The 16,557-nt window shown below is 74.8% G+C and carries 15 protein-coding genes and 1 pseudogene; 3 read left to right on the plus strand and 13 right to left on the minus strand.

Translation table 11 applies throughout. The features are described from left to right. Positions 1-60 precede the first annotated feature (60 nt). Positions 61-456, plus strand: coding sequence for a VOC family protein (locus QRT03_RS16330; RefSeq protein ID WP_286053965.1), 396 nt, complete (start codon positions 61-63; stop codon positions 454-456). On the opposite strand, the gene QRT03_RS16335 is transcribed toward QRT03_RS16330, so the two are convergent. From QRT03_RS16335 to QRT03_RS16360, 6 genes are all read right to left on the minus strand, one after another. After that, positions 453-1,130, minus strand: a complete 678-nt coding sequence (locus tag QRT03_RS16335; protein ID WP_018332359.1) for a MadR family response regulator transcription factor — start codon at positions 1,128-1,130, stop codon at positions 453-455. The genes QRT03_RS16330 and QRT03_RS16335 overlap by 4 nt on opposite strands. After that, complete coding sequence (locus QRT03_RS16340; RefSeq protein ID WP_286053966.1) at positions 1,127-2,581, minus strand: MadS family sensor histidine kinase; 1,455 nt, start codon at positions 2,579-2,581, stop codon at positions 1,127-1,129. Before QRT03_RS16340 ends, QRT03_RS16335 begins: the two co-directional genes overlap by 4 nt. Before the next feature lie 4 nt (positions 2,582-2,585). Next, positions 2,586-3,857: an iron-containing alcohol dehydrogenase gene (locus QRT03_RS16345; RefSeq protein ID WP_286053967.1), complete on the minus strand. Its 1,272-nt coding sequence runs from the start codon at positions 3,855-3,857 to the stop codon at positions 2,586-2,588. Positions 3,858-4,005: 148 nt separating this feature from the next. Then, positions 4,006-5,166 carry an XdhC family protein gene (locus QRT03_RS16350; protein WP_286053968.1) on the minus strand — a complete coding sequence of 387 codons (1,161 nt, stop codon included), beginning with the start codon at positions 5,164-5,166 and terminating at the stop codon, positions 4,006-4,008. Further along, positions 5,159-6,289: a vWA domain-containing protein gene (locus QRT03_RS16355; protein WP_425604860.1), complete on the minus strand. Its 1,131-nt coding sequence runs from the start codon at positions 6,287-6,289 to the stop codon at positions 5,159-5,161. Before QRT03_RS16355 ends, QRT03_RS16350 begins: the two co-directional genes overlap by 8 nt. 86 nt (positions 6,290-6,375) lie before the next feature. Beyond that, entirely contained in the window at positions 6,376-7,272 is an 897-nt protein-coding gene (locus tag QRT03_RS16360; protein WP_286053970.1) for an AAA family ATPase, read from the minus strand. Between the two features lie 491 nt (positions 7,273-7,763). On the opposite strand from QRT03_RS16360, the gene QRT03_RS16365 reads away from it, so the two are divergent. Continuing rightward, positions 7,764-8,381 carry a LysM peptidoglycan-binding domain-containing protein gene (locus QRT03_RS16365; RefSeq protein WP_286053971.1) on the plus strand — a complete coding sequence of 206 codons (618 nt, stop codon included), beginning with the start codon at positions 7,764-7,766 and terminating at the stop codon, positions 8,379-8,381. A gap of 711 nt (positions 8,382-9,092) precedes the next feature. Here the strand turns inward: QRT03_RS16365 and QRT03_RS32205 are convergent. The 5 genes and pseudogenes from QRT03_RS32205 to QRT03_RS16390 all read right to left on the minus strand — a co-directional run bounded on the left by QRT03_RS32205 (position 9,093) and on the right by QRT03_RS16390 (position 12,773). Next, positions 9,093-10,018, minus strand: a pseudogene (locus tag QRT03_RS32205) (molybdenum cofactor biosynthesis protein MoaE). After that, a complete protein-coding gene (gene moaC, locus QRT03_RS16375) occupies positions 10,019-10,507 on the minus strand; it encodes a cyclic pyranopterin monophosphate synthase MoaC (RefSeq protein WP_286053972.1) in 489 nt (162 codons plus the stop codon). After that, on the minus strand, positions 10,504-11,964 hold the full coding sequence (locus tag QRT03_RS16380; protein ID WP_286053974.1) for an NAD-dependent malic enzyme: 1,461 nt from the start codon (positions 11,962-11,964) through the stop codon (positions 10,504-10,506). The genes moaC and QRT03_RS16380 overlap by 4 nt, the downstream gene beginning before the upstream one ends. Positions 11,965-11,967: 3 nt before the next feature. After that, positions 11,968-12,567, minus strand: coding sequence for a nucleotidyltransferase family protein (locus QRT03_RS16385; protein WP_286053975.1), 600 nt, complete (start codon positions 12,565-12,567; stop codon positions 11,968-11,970). After that, complete coding sequence (locus tag QRT03_RS16390; RefSeq protein WP_286053976.1) at positions 12,567-12,773, minus strand: hypothetical protein; 207 nt, start codon at positions 12,771-12,773, stop codon at positions 12,567-12,569. Before QRT03_RS16390 ends, QRT03_RS16385 begins: the two co-directional genes overlap by 1 nt. Positions 12,774-12,875: 102 nt before the next feature. Between QRT03_RS16390 and QRT03_RS16395 the strand changes: the two genes are divergently transcribed. Next, positions 12,876-15,191 (plus strand): helicase-associated domain-containing protein, encoded by a 2,316-nt coding sequence (locus tag QRT03_RS16395; RefSeq protein ID WP_286053977.1) that lies wholly within the window; start codon positions 12,876-12,878, stop codon positions 15,189-15,191. Positions 15,192-15,267: 76 nt separating this feature from the next. On the opposite strand, the gene QRT03_RS16400 is transcribed toward QRT03_RS16395, so the two are convergent. Together QRT03_RS16400 and QRT03_RS16405 are read right to left on the minus strand one after the other, a co-directional pair. Then, positions 15,268-15,858, minus strand: coding sequence for a GTP-binding protein (locus tag QRT03_RS16400; RefSeq protein ID WP_286053978.1), 591 nt, complete (start codon positions 15,856-15,858; stop codon positions 15,268-15,270). Continuing rightward, complete coding sequence (locus tag QRT03_RS16405) at positions 15,839-16,546, minus strand: DUF742 domain-containing protein (protein WP_286053979.1); 708 nt, start codon at positions 16,544-16,546, stop codon at positions 15,839-15,841. Before QRT03_RS16405 ends, QRT03_RS16400 begins: the two co-directional genes overlap by 20 nt. Between the last annotated feature and the right edge of the window lie 11 nt (positions 16,547-16,557).

Here is a 16,557-nt window from a genome sequence, read left to right on the forward strand (position 1 = left end):
CGACATCATGCGGCGCGTTCTCGACGGAGCGCCACCGCCGACCCGGCCAGACTCGTCGTCATGACCGAGACCCCGCGGGCCGGGACCGTGGCCCACATCGCGATCAACGCCGACGACCTGGACGCGAGCCGCGCGTTCTACGAAGCCGTCCTCGACTGGCGCTTCACCCCGTGGGGCCCGCCGGAGTTCTTCCACGTCCAGGGGCCCGACGGCTCCTCGCCCGGCGTACTCGGCGCGCTCCAGCGCCGGCGCACGTTCGACGACGGGACCATGGCCCCGATCGAGGTCACGGTCGCCGTGGACGACGTCGCGGCGTGCTGCGCGGCGGCGCGGGCGTCCGGCGGGCGGGTGCTCATGGAGGCGACCGTGATCTCCGGCGTCGGCGAGCTCGCCTTCGTCGCCGACCCGGGCGGCACCCCGATCGGCCTGATGCGCTACGACGCAGCGGCGGACTAGATGAGGCCCATCTTGGAGGCGGCGTAGACGGCCTCGGCGCGGCGCGAGACGTCGAGCTTGCGCATGAGGTTGCCGACGTGGAACTTCACCGTCGTCTCGGAGATGAACAGCTCCCGCCCGATCGTGCGGTTGCTCATCCCGCGTGCGAGCAGGCGCAGCACGTCCAGCTCGCGGCCGGTGAGGGTCTCGCCGTGCGGCTGCTGCCCGTTCAGGGAGCGCACGACGGCGGCCGCGGAGCGGGAGTCGAACGCCGACTCCCCCCGCGAGACGGCCCGGATCGCGGCGATCAGCTCGGTGGTGTCGACGTCCTTCACGACGTAGCCGCGGGCGCCGGCGTGCACGGCCTCGACGACGAGGCGGTCGTCGAGGAACGTCGTCAGCACCAGGACCCCGACGCCGGGGTGGGCCTGGGTGAGCTGACGGCACAGCTGCAGGCCCTCGGAGTCCGAGCTGGTGGAGAGCTTGAGGTCGAGCAGCACGATCGACGGCCGCTCGTGCGCGACGACGGCGAGCGCCTCGGCGGCGCTGGACGCCTCGCCGACGATCGCGAGCTGCGGCTCGCGCTCGAGGACGGAGCGCAGGCCCTGGCGGACGATCGCGTGGTCGTCGACCAGCACGATGCGGACCTCGCCACGTCGGACCGCCGCGCGGGCGGGGATGCGGATGTCGGTCATGTCGTGCTCCCAGGGTCGTTCGGTTCCCCCGCATCCTCGCCTGCGGAGGGGGTCGGCGTCCCCGTCGTTCCTGACGGTTCTCGCCGCTGCGGTGCGCTGCCGATCGGCAGCGGGATGCCGACCTGCACCCGGATGCCGCCCTGCCGGGCGCGCTGCACCTGCAGGGTGCCGCCGAACTCGCGGGCGCGCTCGGCCATGTTCGCCAGCCCGCGGTGCGAGCCGTCGATGTCGTTGGCCGCGGACACCCGCAGCGAGCGGCGGACGCGTTCGGGGTCGCCGGTCCCGTCGTCGGCGACCGAGAGCACCAGCCGGTCCTTGCGGAACGAGAGCCGGACGACGGCGACCGACGCCTCGGCGTGCACGGCCGCGTTGAACAGGGCCTCGCCCGCGACCCGGAACAGCGAGCGCTCCGCCGCGGAGGGCAGCGACACCGGGCGCCCCTCGATGCGCACCTCGACCCGCAGGTCGGAGGGCATGTGCACCGTCGAGAGCTCCTCGAGCATCGCGGGCAGGGTGCGGTGGCCGTGCTCCCCGGAGTGGTTCAGCGCGTAGATCGCCGACCGGAGCTGCTCGACGGCGCGGCGGGTGAGCTGCTTGGCGGTCTCGAGCCGTTCACGCTGGCCCTCGTCCCGGATCTCCGAGCGCACGACCTCGATCTGCATGCCCGCCGACAGCGCGTACTGGGTGACCGAGTCGTGCAGCTCGCGGGCGATGCGGTGCCGCTCGGAGTCGAGCACCTCGCGCTGGCGGGCGACCGTCAGGGCGTCGCGGGTGCGCTGGAGCTGCTCGTTGCGGGCCGCGAGGTCCTCGGCGTGCCGGCTCGCCTCGTCGTAGAGCCGCAGCGTGCGCTGGTGCAGCGAGGAGTTCTGCAGGGCCGCCGCGGTCTGGCTCGCGAGGACCCGCAGCACGGAGGCGTCGGTGGCGTCGATCCGGCGCTCCACCCCGGTCCACGCGACGATCTCGCCGACCACGGCACCGTCGAGCCGGACCGGGACGTGCAGGTGGTGGGGGTCGTGCGGGTGGGAGCCCGCGCCGGGGCCCGGCTCCGGTCCGGCGTCCGGGTCCTCGTCGTGCTCACCGTGCCGGACCGCCTGCAGGTGGCGCAGGACGAACGGCGGCAGCTCCTCCGGCCCGTCGAGCGGGACCTCCGCCAGGTCGGGGCCCAGCACGAGGTGCCGCGGCGAGGCCTCGGGCAGCGCGCCGTCGGCCAGCGCGAACACCACCCAGTGCGCGGTCAGGTGCTCCGACGCGGCCTCGGCCACGGACCGGACGAGCGTCCCCGGGCCCTCGGTGGTGCGCACGAGCGCACGGCTGATCCGGTCGAGCGCGTGGATCACCCGGCGCAGGCGCTCGGCCGACGCGAGGTACTCGACGTAGAAGGACGGCTTGCCCGACCGGATGCCGGTGAGGAGGTCGAGGTCCGGCGCGTCGGTGATGCGGGGTTCGGTCACCGCTCTACAGCGCCTGCCGGAACAGCGCCTCGATGTCGTCGCGGGTCGCCTCGCGCGGGTTGGTCGACAGGCAGGCGTCGGCCATCGTCATCGTGGCGAGCTTCTCGACGTCGGCCTCGGTCACCCCGATCTCGGCCAGGCCCTTCGGGACGCCCAGCTCGTCGGCGAGCCGACGCACCTCGACGGCCGCCCACTCGGACGCGTCCTCGGCCAGCGCCTGCGACCAGTGGCCGCCGATCGCGTCGGGGAAGCCCAGGGCCTGGGCGATCGGGACGAAGCGCGCCGGGTCGGGTTCCGCGTTGAAGCGCACCACGTGCGGCAGCAGGATCCCGTTGATCACGCCGTGCGGCAGGTCGAGCAGCCCGCCGACCTGGTGGCTCATCGCGTGCGCGGCCCCGAGGATGGCGTTGGTGAAGGCGAGGCCGGCCTCGAGGGCGGCCTGCGCCATGAACACCCGCGACTCCTGCTCGAGCGGGTGGTCCATCGTCCGCTCGAGGTGCCCGCCGACCAGGGAGATCGCCTGCAGGGCGTGGTGGTCGGTCAGCGGGTTGTGCGCCCGGGAGACGTAGGCCTCGATGCCGTGCGTCAGCGCGTCGAGCCCGGTCGCGGCGTTGAGCCAGTCGGGCATCGTCGTGAGCAGCTGCGGGTCGACCACGGACACGTCGGGGACGAGCGCGCGCCCGAGGATCGTGATCTTGGTGTTCCGCAGCGTGTCGGTGACGATGCAGAACTGGCTGACGTCCGCCCCGGTGCCCGACGTCGCGGGCACCATGACCATCGGCGGGATGGGGTTGACCATCCGGTCGACGCCCTCGAAGTCGGTGATCACCCCGCCGTTGCCGGCGAGCAGCGCGATCCCCTTCGCGGCGTCGATCACCGAGCCGCCGCCGACCGCGACCAGCACGTCGCAGCGCTCGGCCCGGTAGTGCTCGTGGCCCGCGGCGATCTCGTGGTCCTTGGGGTTGGGCGTGACCCCGCTCCAGACCGACGGGCGCATCCCGGCGTCCTGCAGGTGCCGGCCCAGCTGCTGCGGCCACCCGGCCGCCAGCAACCCGTCGTCGGTGACGAGCAGCGGGCGCCGCGCGCCGAGCCGGGCCGCGGCGTGCGCGGCCTCGGACAGCGACCCGGACCCGAACACGATCTCGGGGACGTGGAACTTGGCCAGGCGCGGCGGCTCGTGCCCGGACTGGACGTGACCGCGGCCCGTCGCCGCGTCCCGCGGACGCAGCGGGCTCGCGTCGTCCTCCGTCGCCGGGCCGTCCTGTCTCCGGCACACCACCAGAGATTGACCCGCGCGAGTCACGGAGTCGACGAGGACCACGCTGCCCCCTCCCCACCGTCGGATGTATCCCAGGTTACAGACGCACACCGGCGATGGGCAGCCTCAGACGAGATCGGCGGCGCTACCCACGGGTAGTTCCCGATCAGCGTGAGTTGTGGGTCAGCTCCGCGGCCTGGATGCCCGGTTCGACGTTCGAGTCGCCGTGGATCGGCCCCTGCCGGTCCGACAGCGGGGTGCCGTCACCGCCCCACTGGTGGGCGATCATCTCCGCCGCGATCGACACCGCGGTCTCCTCCGGCGTGCGCGCGCCCAGGTCGAGCCCGATCGGGCTGGACATGCGCGCGAGCTCGCCGTCGGTCACCCCGGCCTCGCGCAGCCGCTCCAGCCGGTCGTGGTGCGTGCGCCGCGAGCCCATCGCCCCGATGTAGCCGATCTCGGGCAGGCGCAGCGCCACCTCGAGCAACGGCACGTCGAACTTCGGGTCGTGGGTCAGGACGGCGAGGGCGGTGCGACCGTCGATCCGGCCCGCCTCGGCCTCGGCGGCGAGGTAGCGGTGCGGCCACTCCAAGATCACCTCGTGGGCCTCGGGGAACCGGCTCGACGTCGCGAACACCGGCCGCGCGTCGCAGACCGTGACCCGCATGCCGAGGAACGTGCCCATGCGCGCCACGGCGGCGGCGAAGTCGATCGCCCCGAAGACGATGAGGCGGGGCGGCGGCGCGAACGACTCGACGAAGACCCCGAGCCCCTCACCGCGGCGCTCGCCGTCGGTGCCGTAGGTGACCAGGGTGGTGCGCCCGGCCGCGAGCAGCCCGCGCGTGTCGTCGCGCACGGCGTCGTCGAGCCGCTCGCTGCCCAGCGAGCCCTCGACCCGGTCCGGCCAGACCACCAGGCGTCGTCCCACGCCCGGACCGGACACGATCGTCGCGGTCGCGACGGGCCGGTGGTCACGGACCGCGGCGGCGATCTCGCCGAGCTGCGGGTAGCTCTCCCGGTCGACCTGCTCGACGAACACGTCCAGGATGCCGCCGCAGGTCAGGCCGACGGCGAACGCGTCGTCGTCCGAGACGCCGTAGCGCTGCAGGGTCGGGTCCTCGCCGCGCAGGACGTCCGAGCCGAGCTCGTAGACCGCGCCCTCCACGCAGCCGCCGGACACGCTGCCGACCGCCTGGCCGTCCGGCCCGACGAGCATCGAGGCCCCGGGCTGGCGGGGCGCGGAGCGGAAGGTGCCGACGACGGTGGCGAGCGCCGCCGAGCGACCCTCGTCCCACCATCCCTCGAGGGTTCCCAGCACGTCACGCATCGGCGAGTACCTCCGTCAGCTCCTGCAGGGTGGCCAGCGAGTGTCCGGCCAGCAATCGGTCAACGTGCGGCAGGGCCGCGGCGATTCCCCCCTGCACCGGCTCGTACCCGCGCTTGCCGGCGTGCGGGTTGACCCACACGACCGTGTGCGCGAGGCGCGCCAGCCGTGCCATCTGCTCGCCGAGCAGGTCCGTGCCGCCCCGCTCCCAGCCGTCGGAGAACACGACGACCACCGCACGACGGGCCACGCCGCGCTGCCCCCACCGGTCGAGGAACGCGGCCAGCACCTCGCCGAGCCGGGTGCCGCCCGACCAGTCGGGGATGGCGCTCCCGGCGTCGCGCAGCGCGCGCTCGGGGTCGCGCTGGCGCAGCTCGCGGGTCACCCGGGTCAGCCGCGTGCCGAGGGTGAACGTCTCCACCGCCTGGGGCGTCCGCCGGGTGAGCACGTGGGCGAAGCGCAGCAGCGCGTCCGCGTAGGGCGCCATCGACCCGGACACGTCGAGCAGGATCACCACCCGGCGGGGCCGTTCCCGACGCTGCCGCCGGGCCAGCCCGGGTATCTCCCCGGCGTGGCGCAGCGTCGCGCGCAGGGTGCGCCGCGCGTCGGGCTCGCCGCGTGGTCCGGGACGCCGCCGCCGGGCCCGCCGTCGTGGGGGGTTCGGCGTGAGCAGCGCGAGCATCCGCCGCAGGTGCTCCCGTTCGCCGATCGTCAGCTCGGCGATGTCCCGGTCGCGCAGGACCTCCTCGCCGGAGGCCGCGACCTTGAGCTCGGGGACGTCGTCGTCCTGCTCCCCCTCCCCGGAGCGGCTCGGCGGGTTCAGCGCGGCGATCGTCGCGGTCCGCGGCTTCGGCGGGGCCGGGCGGCCCATCCGCTGGTCCCGCGGATCGGAGGAGAACCACGCGTGGAACGCCTGGTCGTAGCGCGCCACGTCGTCCGGGTCGGAGCACAGCGTGAGCCGCCCCGCCCAGTACGTGGCCACCTCGCTCGCGACGTCGATCTCCCGCAGGGCCCGTAGGTAGGTGGCGGTGCGGTCGGGGGTGACGGGCACCCCGGCGTTGCGCAGCAGCCGGGTGAAGGCGACGAGGTCGCGCAGCACCGCGTCCTCGTCGGGTGCCGCCGTCAGCGAGTCGACGACCCCCGAGGCCAGCACCGCGCCGGCGTGCGGGCGGGGAGCAGGCGCGTCGCTGCTGCCGCCCCGGTCCATCGACGTCATGACGCGAGCAGGGCGTCCAGCGCGTCGCGGGCCCGGTCGGCGTCCTCGCGGTACTTCAGGACCGCCCCGAGCGTCGTCGTCGCCGACTCCAGGTCCAGGTGGCGCGCCCCGATCAGCTCCAGGGCCGCCGCCCAGTCCAGCGTCTCGGCGACGCCGGGCGGCTTGAGCAGGTCGAGGCCGCGCAGCCGGTGGACGGCCTGCGCCACCTGCTGGGCGAGCTCGTCGGAGAGCTGCGGCATCCGCGACTTGAGGATCGCGACCTCGCGGGCCAGGTCGGGGTGCTCGAGCCAGAGGTAGAGACAGCGCCGCTTCAGCGCGTCGTGCACCTCGCGGGTGCGGTTGGAGGTCAGCACCACCAGTGGAGGGGTCTCCGCCCGCACCACCCCGATCTCGGGGATCGTCACCGAGTTCTCGGCCAGCACCTCGAGCAGGAAGGCCTCGAACTCGTCGTCGGCGCGGTCGACCTCGTCGACGAGGAGCACGCTCGGCGTGGTCTGCAGGGCCTGCAGCACGGGGCGGGCGAGCAGGAAGCGACGGTCGTAGAGGGAGGCCTCGACCGCGTCGGCGTCCAGCGAGTTCCCGGACGCCGAGGCGGCCGCCTCCGCGGTGCGCAGGTGCAGCAGCTGGCGGGGGAAGTCCCAGTCGTAGAGGGCCTGCGCGGCGTCGATCCCCTCGTGGCACTGCAGCCGCACCAGCGGGGCGCCGAGCACCTCGGCGAGCGCCTGGGCGAGGGCCGTCTTGCCGGTGCCGGGCTCGCCCTCGCAGAACAGCGGCCGCCCCATGCGCAGGGCGAGGAAGGCGGCGGAGGCGAGGCCGGAGTCGGCCAGGTACCCGGTACGTCCGAGGGCGGCGGCGACGGCGTCGGGCCCGTCGAATTCGGTGGCGGCTGTCACCGCTCCATCGTCCCCCACGCGCGTCGGTGCTGCTCAGGTTGCTGTGGCACACGACGCAGGCGGACCGGCGACGGCCGTGACGAGGGCGACACATCCACCCTGAGTCACAACCGTGTGACATCTGTTCGAACACGGTGTCACGCCCCGTTGACCTGCGTTAACGGCGAGCAGGAGCCGTTACAAGTCGCCGATGGGGTGAATACGGGGATTCTGAGAGAGGCTTGAAACCGGGCGTGTGCTCCGTACCGTTCGCTGTCGGCCACCAGTGAGGTGGCCACGGACCAGCCCCGGGGCCGCCGCGCCCGACGCCTGTCCAGCGTCCCCGGGTGACCCGACACGAGAGGTGCGGACCGGACAGGCCGAGCGAGCAGGGGCCTGGTGCGCCACCCATGGCGTACCCACGGTGAGACCGCGTGGAACCGGTCGACGATCCGTCGGGGAGATCACTCCCGACCCGCTGCGGCGTGGGGCGCGGTGCGACGAGAGAGGTCATGCTTCGTAGTACCGATGAGTCGCTGGCGCGCGCCCTTACCCGCAAGGCGGCCCAGCTGACGCTGGTCGGCGCGCTCGCGGCCACCCCGCTCGCGCTCGCGGCCGGCACCGCATCCGCCGACACCGACTGGGACGCCCTCGCCAAGTGCGAGAGCAGCGGCAAGTGGTCCACCAACACCGGCAACGGGTTCTCCGGCGGCCTGCAGTTCACCCCGTCCACGTGGAAGGCCTTCGGCGGATCGGGCAGCGCCCACAACGCCAGCCGCGAGGAGCAGATCCAGGTCGCCGAGCGGGTCAAGGCCTCGCAGGGCATGAAGGCCTGGCCGACCTGCTCCAAGAAGACCGGCCAGACCTCGAACAAGGCGAACAGCGAGGGCAGCTCGTCGAAGTCCGGGTCGTCCGGGTCCACGTCCTCGAAGAAGAGCGGCGAGACCGAGTCGATCAAGGCCCCGGCTCCCTCCGCGGTGGCCCCGGCCGGGGGCTACACCGTGGCCTCGGGCGACACCCTGAGCTCTATCGCGTCCGCGCACGGCGTCAGCTGGCAGCAGATCGCCCAGCGCAACGCCATCACGAACCCCGACACCCTCAGTGTCGGGCAGCAGCTCGCCCTGAGCTGATCCACCACGCCTCGACCCCCGCCGGTGCCCCGAGCTCCGACGGGGGTCGTCGTGTGTGGTCCCCCCGCCGGGCGGCCGACTGTCAGGCCGGCCGTGTCGGGGATTCTCCGGCGGGTGCGCCCGCCGCCGGCCGTGGCCGCGACTTCTCCCGACCCGCGCGCTGCCTTGTCGCGGTGAATCACCACGACGAGCGTGTGCGGGTCCTGCCGAATCGCCGCGACAAGGCTGACCGGGTGGCGACGCCGCCCGGCGACACGTCCCCTGTCGGCCACCCGGACCGCTCCGCCGGCGAGAGCATGTGCGGTTCCTGACGTCCGCTTCCCCGAGCCGGGCCACCGATGACGTCGAGCTACGCGCCGCCGGGACCGGCCCACCACCTTGTCGCGGGGTTTCTGCGGCCGACCGCCGCCTTGTCGTTGTGAACCACAACGACAAGGTGCACCAGGTGCGCCGGTTCCCCGCGACAAGGTGCATCCGCCCGGTCGGCAGCTCCCCGGCCGTACCGCCGGCCCGCCCCGGTCGCCACCTTGTCGCGGGTTCTCCGCACCCGACCGCCGCCTTGTCGTTGTGAACCACAACGACAAGGTGCACCAGGTGCGCCGGTTCCCCGCGACAAGGTGCAGCGAGTCCGCCGGTTCCCCGCGACAAGGTGGGCCAGGTGCACCTGGTTCCCCGCGAGGAGGTGCACCCCGCCGGGCCGCCGTCCGGGGCCTACGGGCAGTTGACCCATTCCTCGGAGCCGTCGGCGAACTCCTGGCGCTTCCACACCGGCAGCCGACGCTTCACCTCGTCCACGAGCTCGCTGCACGCGTCGAACGCCTCGCGGCGGTGCTCCCCCGCGACCGCGCAGGCCAGCGCCACGTCGCCGATCGCGAGCGGGCCGATCCGGTGCGACACCGCGATCGCCGTGACCCCGGGGAAGCGGCCGGCCACGTCCGCGGCGACCTCCTCCACGACGGAGCCCGCCGACGGGTGGCCCTCGTAGTCCAGCGCGCGCACCGAGCGGCCGTGGTCGTGGTCGCGCACCACCCCGGAGAACGTGACGACCGCACCGCTGCGCGGGCCGTCCACCAGGGCGGCGTGCTCGGCCACGTCGAGCGGCTCCTCGCCGACGGCCGCCCGGAGCACCGTGGCGGGTTCGGTCGGTGCACTCACTGGTGGTCCCCTCCCTGGATCTGGTCGACGGCGTGCTCGAGCACCGGCTCCAGCACGGTCAACCCGTCGCGCACCCCGCCCGGGGAGCCGGGCAGGTTCACCACCAGTGTGCGCCCGGCGACGCCGGCCACGCCCCGGGAGAGCATGCTCGTGGGCACCGTCCCGGCCCCCGCCGCCCGCACGGCGTCGGCGATCCCGGGCACCTCGTAGTCCAGCACCGAGCGCGTGGCCTCCGGCGTCCCGTCGGTCGGCGAGATGCCGGTGCCGCCCGTCGTCAGGACCACCTGGACCCGATCGGCGACCGCCGCCCGCAGCGCCTCCGCCACCGGCTCGCCGTCGGGGACCACCTGCGGGTCGTCCGCGGTCCAACCGTGCTCGCGCAGCCAGTCGACGATCACCGGACCGCCGCGATCTGAGTACACCCCCGCGGACGCCCGGTTCGACGCCGTGATCACTCGCGCCCGCCGCAACGGCTCACTCACCTATCGGCCCTCCGGTCGCGTCCAGACGCCCGACCGGCCGCCCTCCTTGCGCTCCAACCGCACACCGTCCATCGTCGCGGCCGGGTCGAGGGCCTTGACCATGTCGTGCAGGGCGAGCCCGGCCACCGACACCGCGGTCAGCGCCTCCATCTCCACCCCGGTGCGGTCGGCACTGCGGGCCGTCGCGGTGACGCGGACCTCGGACTCCCCCACCTCGAGGTCCACGGTGACCCCGGCCAGCGGGATCGGATGGCACAGCGGGACGAGGTCGGGGGTCCGCTTCGCGCCCATGATCCCCGCGATGCGCGCGGTGGCGAGCGCGTCGCCCTTGGGGACCGTGCCGTCGCGCAGCGCCGCGCAGACCTCCGCGGTGGTGCGCAGCACGCCGGAGGCCGTCGCGACGCGCCGGGTGACCTCCTTGTCGCCGACGTCGACCATGCGCGCGGCACCGGTCTCGTCGAGGTGCGTCAGTCCCTGCGGCGCCGTCATGCGTCCTCCTTCTCGGCGGCACCCTCCGCGGACGCCGCCCCCGCGTCCAGGGCCTCCTGCACGGAGCCGTGCGCGTCCTCGCCCGCCTCGGCCACCTTGCGCACGGCCGAGGCCACCGCGGGCGACACCGTCGAGTCGAACACGCTCGGCACGATGAACAGCGGGTTCGGTTCGGCGACGACGTCGGCGATCGCGGCCGAGGCGGCGAGCAGCATCGCGTCCGTGATGCCGCGGGCCTGGGCGTCGAGCAGCCCGCGGAAGATGCCCGGGAAGGCGAGCACGTTGTTGATCTGGTTCGGGTAGTCCGACCGCCCCGTGGCAACCACCGCCGCGTGGTGCTGCGCGATGCCCGGATCGATCTCCGGGTCGGGGTTGGCCAGCGCGAACACGATCGCGTCGTCGGCCATCCCCCGCACGTCGTCGGCGTGCAGCAGGTTCGGCGCCGAGACCCCGATGAACACGTCCGCCCCGGGCAGCGCGTCGTGCACGTCACCGGTGCGGCCCTCGGCGTTGGTCTGCTCGGCCACCCAGCGCAGCGACTCGTGAAGACCCGACCGGTCGCGGTGGATGATGCCGTCGACGTCGACCGCGATCAGGTCGGCCGGCGCCAACGGCAGGAGCAGCCGGATGATCGCCGAGCCGGCCGCCCCGACGCCGCACACCACGATGCGGCAGTCCTCCGCGCGCTTGCCCACCACCCGCAGCGCGTTGCGCAGCGCCCCGAGCACGACGACGGCGGTGCCGTGCTGATCGTCGTGGAAGACGGGGATGTCGAGACTCGCGCGCAGGCGCTCCTCGATCTCGAAGCAGCGGGGCGCCGCGATGTCCTCGAGGTTGATCCCGCCGTAGACCGGCGCCAGGACCTCGACGGTGCGGATGATCTCCTCGGTGTCCTGCGTGTCCAGGCACACCGGCCACGCGTCGACGCCCGCGAAGCGCTTGAACAGCGCCGCCTTGCCCTCCATCACCGGCATCGCGGCCGCGGCCCCGAGGTTGCCCAGCCCGAGCACCGCCGAGCCGTCGGTGACCACCGCGACGGTGTTCCGCTTGATCGTCAGCCGACGCGCGTCGTCCGGCCGGCGCGCGATCGCCTGGCAGACCCGCGCGACGCCGGGGGTGTAGGCCCGGGAGAGGTCCTCACGGGTGCGGAGGCCGACCTTGGCGGTGACCTCGATCTTGCCGCCGAGGTGCACGAGGAAGGTCCGGTCCGACACGTTGCGGACCCGCACCCCGTCGAGCGCGCCCAGGGCCTCGGTGATCTCCTCGGCGTGCCGCTCGGACAGCGCGTTGCAGCTGATGTCGACGATGATCGAGTCGGGCCGGGACTCGACGACGTCGAACGCCGTCATCACGCCGCCGACGCGACCCACGGCCACCGCGAGATCGCCCGCCGCGGTGGCGCTCGGCGGCGCCTCCACGCGGGCGGTGATGGCGTAGCCGGGTCCGGGGACCGCCACGGTTCAGCCCTCCTGCGCTCTCGTCGGTGACAGCCGGGCCAGGTCGGCCGGGGTGTCGACGTCGTCCCGGGTGGCGACGTCGCCGACCTCCACGGCCGCCACGTCGTCCCGCCCGGCAAGGTAGCCCCGCGCCCCGACATCGTCGTGCGCGGCGGCGGCCACCGCCGCCAGGTGGTCGCGTCCGAATACGACTGGATGGCCGGGCCGCCCCTCGTAGGCGCCCCGGACGATGCCCTCGGGCGTCGCCGCGGCCGCGACCCGGGCCAGGGCCTCCGCTCCGATCCCCGGGGTGTCGACCAGCAGGACGAGCGCCGCGTCGACACCGTCGGGCAGTGCGCCGAGGCCCGCCCGCAGCGACTCGCCCATCCCGCGCTCCCACGCGGAGGCCCGGACCACGACGGCGTCCGGGTCGGCGGCGCGGACCACCGCGGACACCTGGTCGGCCGCCGCCCCCACCACGACGACGCGCGGGGACGACCCGCCGTCACGAAGGGCCCGCAGCGCCCGCACCACGAGAGGTTCGCCGTCCAGCACGACCAGCGCCTTCGGGGTGCCCATCCGGCGCCCGGCCCCCGCCGCGAGGAGGAGGCCGGCGACGGTCATCAGCGATTGATCTCCGTGTGCGGGTGCTCGTAGCCGAGCTGCTCCGCCGACAGGGGGAACTCGACCTCGCCGAACGGCGAGGCCGCGCCCTGGGTGGGCGCCATGAGCTCGGTGATCGGGTGGCCACCGTCGACCTGGGGCCACCACGGGTCCTGACGGGGCTCGACGGCCTTCTCGGTCCGCTCACCGTCGCTCTGCGCTGCCACCGGTTCCTCCCTGGTCGCGTGATCGGCCTCCAGTCTGCCGCACCGGACGCCCGTCCGGCGACCGCACCGCCCCCACGATCAGCAGCGATTAACCTGGTAGGGATGGCCAGGACGCTCCTCGAACACCTGCGCGCCCAGGACGACGCGACCCTCGGCGCGCTGCTGCGCGCCCGCCCGGACCTGGCCCTGCCCGCGCCCGCCGACACCGGCGTCGTCGCCACGCGCGCCGGGGTGCGGACCTCCGTCGGCCGGGCCTGCGAGGACCTCGACGCGCTGCACCTCGCAGTGGTCGACGCGCTGCTCGTGGCCGAGGCCGACCAGGCACCGGTCGACCCGGCCGACGTCCTCGACCTCCTGGGCGCCGACGTGGCCCGCGAGGTCGGTCGCGCGGCCCTCGGGCGGCTGCGGACGCTCGCGCTGGTGTGGGACGCCGATCGCGACGACGGGTCGGCCGGGCTCCGGGCCGTCCCCGCCCTGCGCGACACCGCCCGCCGCCACCCGGCCGGGCTCGGCCGGCCGGCCCCGGACGGCTCGGTGCTGCGCGAGAAGGACCCGGCCGCCGTCATGGCCGGCCTGCCCGACGACGAGCGGGCGGTGGTCGACGCCCTCGACCGCGAGGGTCCGGTGGGACGCAGCCGCGCCCGCGACGGCGACGCGGGCAACCCGGTGTCCCGGCTGCTCGAGGCCGGTGTCCTGCGCCGCGTCGACGACGAGACCGTCGAGCTGACGCGGGAGGCCGGGCTGGGGCTGCGCGGCGAGCGGCCGCTCGGCCCGGTCGTCGCCACCGACCCGATGCCGGCCCCTGCGGCCCACGACCCCGCGACGGTCGACGCCACCGCCGCCGGTGAGGCCCTGGAGACCGTGCGGCGCGCCGAGGGCGTGATCGCGGCGTGGTCCGCCGCGCCGCCCGCCGTGCTGCGCTCCGGCGGCCTCGGGGTACGCGACCTGCGCAAGCTGGCCAAGGTGCTCGACGTCGACGAGACCGCAGCCGGGCTGCTCGTCGAGACCCTCGCCGCCGCGTCGCTGGTCGCCGTCAGCGAGGACGCCGACGCGGTCTGGTGCCCGACGACGACCGCCGACCGCTGGCTCGCCGCACCGCCCGAGACGCAGTGGGTCGCCCTCGCCCGGGCGTGGCTGGAGATGCCCCGCCAGGCGTCGTCGATCGGCCAGCGGGACTCGATGGACAAGCTCGTGGGCCCGCTGTCCGACGAGGTCCGCCGTCCCTGGGCCGCCCAGGTCCGACGGCGGGTGCTCGCGCGGCTCGCCGAGTTCGACGACGGCGACGGGCCGGCCTCGGTGGACGACCTGGTCACCTCGCTGGCGTGGCGGGCGCCGCGGCGCGGCGGGCGGATGCGCGACGAGCTGGTCCGCGCGACCGTGCGCGAGGCGACCGCGCTCGGCGTCGTCGCCCTCGACGCGATCACGACGGCGGGGCGCGAGCTGCTGCGGGTGCCGCGGCGGCCGGACGACGACCCGGACGCGTCCGCGGCGGCCGCGCTGCGCCCGGCCATGCCCGAGCCGGTGGGCCACGTGCTGCTGCAGGCCGACCTCACCGCCGTGGCCCCGGGGCGGCTGGAGCCGGAGCTCGCGGCGGCGATGGACCGGGTCGCCGACGTGGAGTCCGCGGGCGGCGCGACGGTGTACCGCATCAGCGAGGGCTCGCTGCGCCGCGCCCTCGACCTCGGATGGACCGCCGCCGAGGTGCACGCGCTGTTCGCCGAGCGTTCGGCGACCCCGGTGCCGCAGGGGCTGACCTACCTGGTCGACGACGTCGCCCGGCGCCACGGGCGGCTGCGCGGCGGATCGGCCGCGTCGTTCCTGCGCTCCGAGGACGAGGCGCTCCTGGCCGAGGTGATGGCCCTGCCCGCGGCCGGCGCGATGGAGCTGCGCCGGCTCGCGCCCACGGTGGTGGTGTCGTCGGCGCCGCTGGCCGAGCTGATGGACGCGCTGCGCGCCGCCGGGCTCTCGCCCGTGGCCGAGGACGCCGACGGCGGCGTGCTCGACCTCCGGCCCCGCGGTCGCCGGACCGCGCCACGGCGTCCGGACCGCGCCGGGGCGAACGGCTCCCCGTCGCTGTCCGAGGACCAGGTGTCCGCGCTGGTCGCGCAACTGCGTGCCGGGGACCGGGCGGCGACCGCCTCCCGCGGCGCGGCCACGGTCCCCGGGTCGACCCGGCAGACCGCCTCGGCGACCGTGGCCGTGCTCGCCGACGCCGCGCGGACCGGCCGGACGGTCTGGATCGGCTACGTCGACGCCGCCGGGACCGCCTCGCAGCGCGTCGTGCGCCCCCTGCGCGTGGGCGGCGGGCTGCTCGAGGGCACCGACGCCGCCGTCGGGTCCGAGGACACGGGGCCCGGCTCCGCGGTGTCGTTCGCCCTGCACCGCATCACCTCGGTCAGCGTGCTCACCGAGACCTGAGCGCCCCTGGAGTGAGCGAACGGCACTCTCGCTGCATCTACGTGCGCGAGAGTGCCGTTCGCTCCTTCCGGTCCGCTCAGGCGCGGGCGCCCACCGCCCAGACCTGCATCGCGTGCTCCACCAGCGCGATCAGCGTCTCCTTGGTCGACTCGCGGTCGCGGGCGTCGACGGTGACCACCGGGACGGACGGGTCGATGGCCAGGGCCTCGACCACGTCCTGCAGCGAGTGCGTCAGCACGCCGTCGAAGCAGTTCACGCCGAGCACGTAGGGCAGGTTGCGGTCCTCGAAGAAGTCGACCGCGGCGAAGCAGTCGGCGAGACGGCGGGTGTCGACCAGCACGACCGCCCCGATGGCGCCGCGGACCAGGTCGTCCCACATGAACCAGAAGCGGTCCTGACCCGGCGTCCCGAAGAGGTAGAGGATCAGGTCCTCGTCGAGCGTGACGCGGCCGAAGTCCATCGCCACCGTGGTCGTGCGCTTGTTCGGGACCGCGGTGAGGTCGTCGACGCCGGAGCTGGCGTCGGTCATGACCGCCTCGGTGGTCAGCGGGTCGATCTCGGAGACCGAGCCGACGAAGGTCGTCTTGCCGACCCCGAAACCCCCGGCGACGACGATCTTGGCCGACGTGGTCGTCGGGACCGCCCGCTCAGAGCCGTCGTAGTCCACTCAGCACCCTTTCCATCAACGCCATGTCCGGGGAGTCACCCGTCGACGAGGCGGTCTCGTGCACCACGATCGACCCGTGCGCGGCCATGTCGCCCAGCAGCACGCGCGCCACCCCGAGCGGCAGCGAGAGCAGCGCGGCGACCTCCGCGACCGACCGGGGCTCGATGCACAGGTCGGCGATCATGCGGTGCTCGTACTGGGCGACCTGGGCCGGGTCGCGGCCCTGGGCCGTCGTCGACAGCAGCGTCTCGACGGCGAGGTCGTAGGCCGGCCGGGTCCGGCCGCGGGTCCACGCGTAGGGCCGGACGAAGGAGGCCTCCGGCGGCTCGTCCCGACGGCGCGGGCCGTCCGGGTAGTCCGGGGCGACGAACTCGTGGCGGCCGGGCGCCTGGATCCCCCCGGGGGTGGTCGGCGGCAGGGCCGGGTCCCCGTACGGGAAGAGCGGGCCGGTCGGTCGGGACGCGCCGGCCCACGCCGTCGGGGTCCCGCCGGGCGGGGTGCGGTGCGCCCCACCGCCGTCCTCGGCGTCGAGCCGGCGGGCGGCCTCGGCATCGGCATCGACCGCGGCGTCGTCGTCCTTCCTGCGGCGCCGGAACAACCCGCGCCGTTCCCCCGATCGGCGCGACCCTCCGCCGGTGATCCCGTTGAGGACCTCCGCGAAGGCGTCGTCCTCCGGTCCCTGGCTCACCGCAGGTCACC

It is taken from the genome of Actinomycetospora termitidis (assembly GCF_030286555.1).
GTDB lineage: Bacteria > Actinomycetota > Actinomycetes > Mycobacteriales > Pseudonocardiaceae > Actinomycetospora > Actinomycetospora termitidis.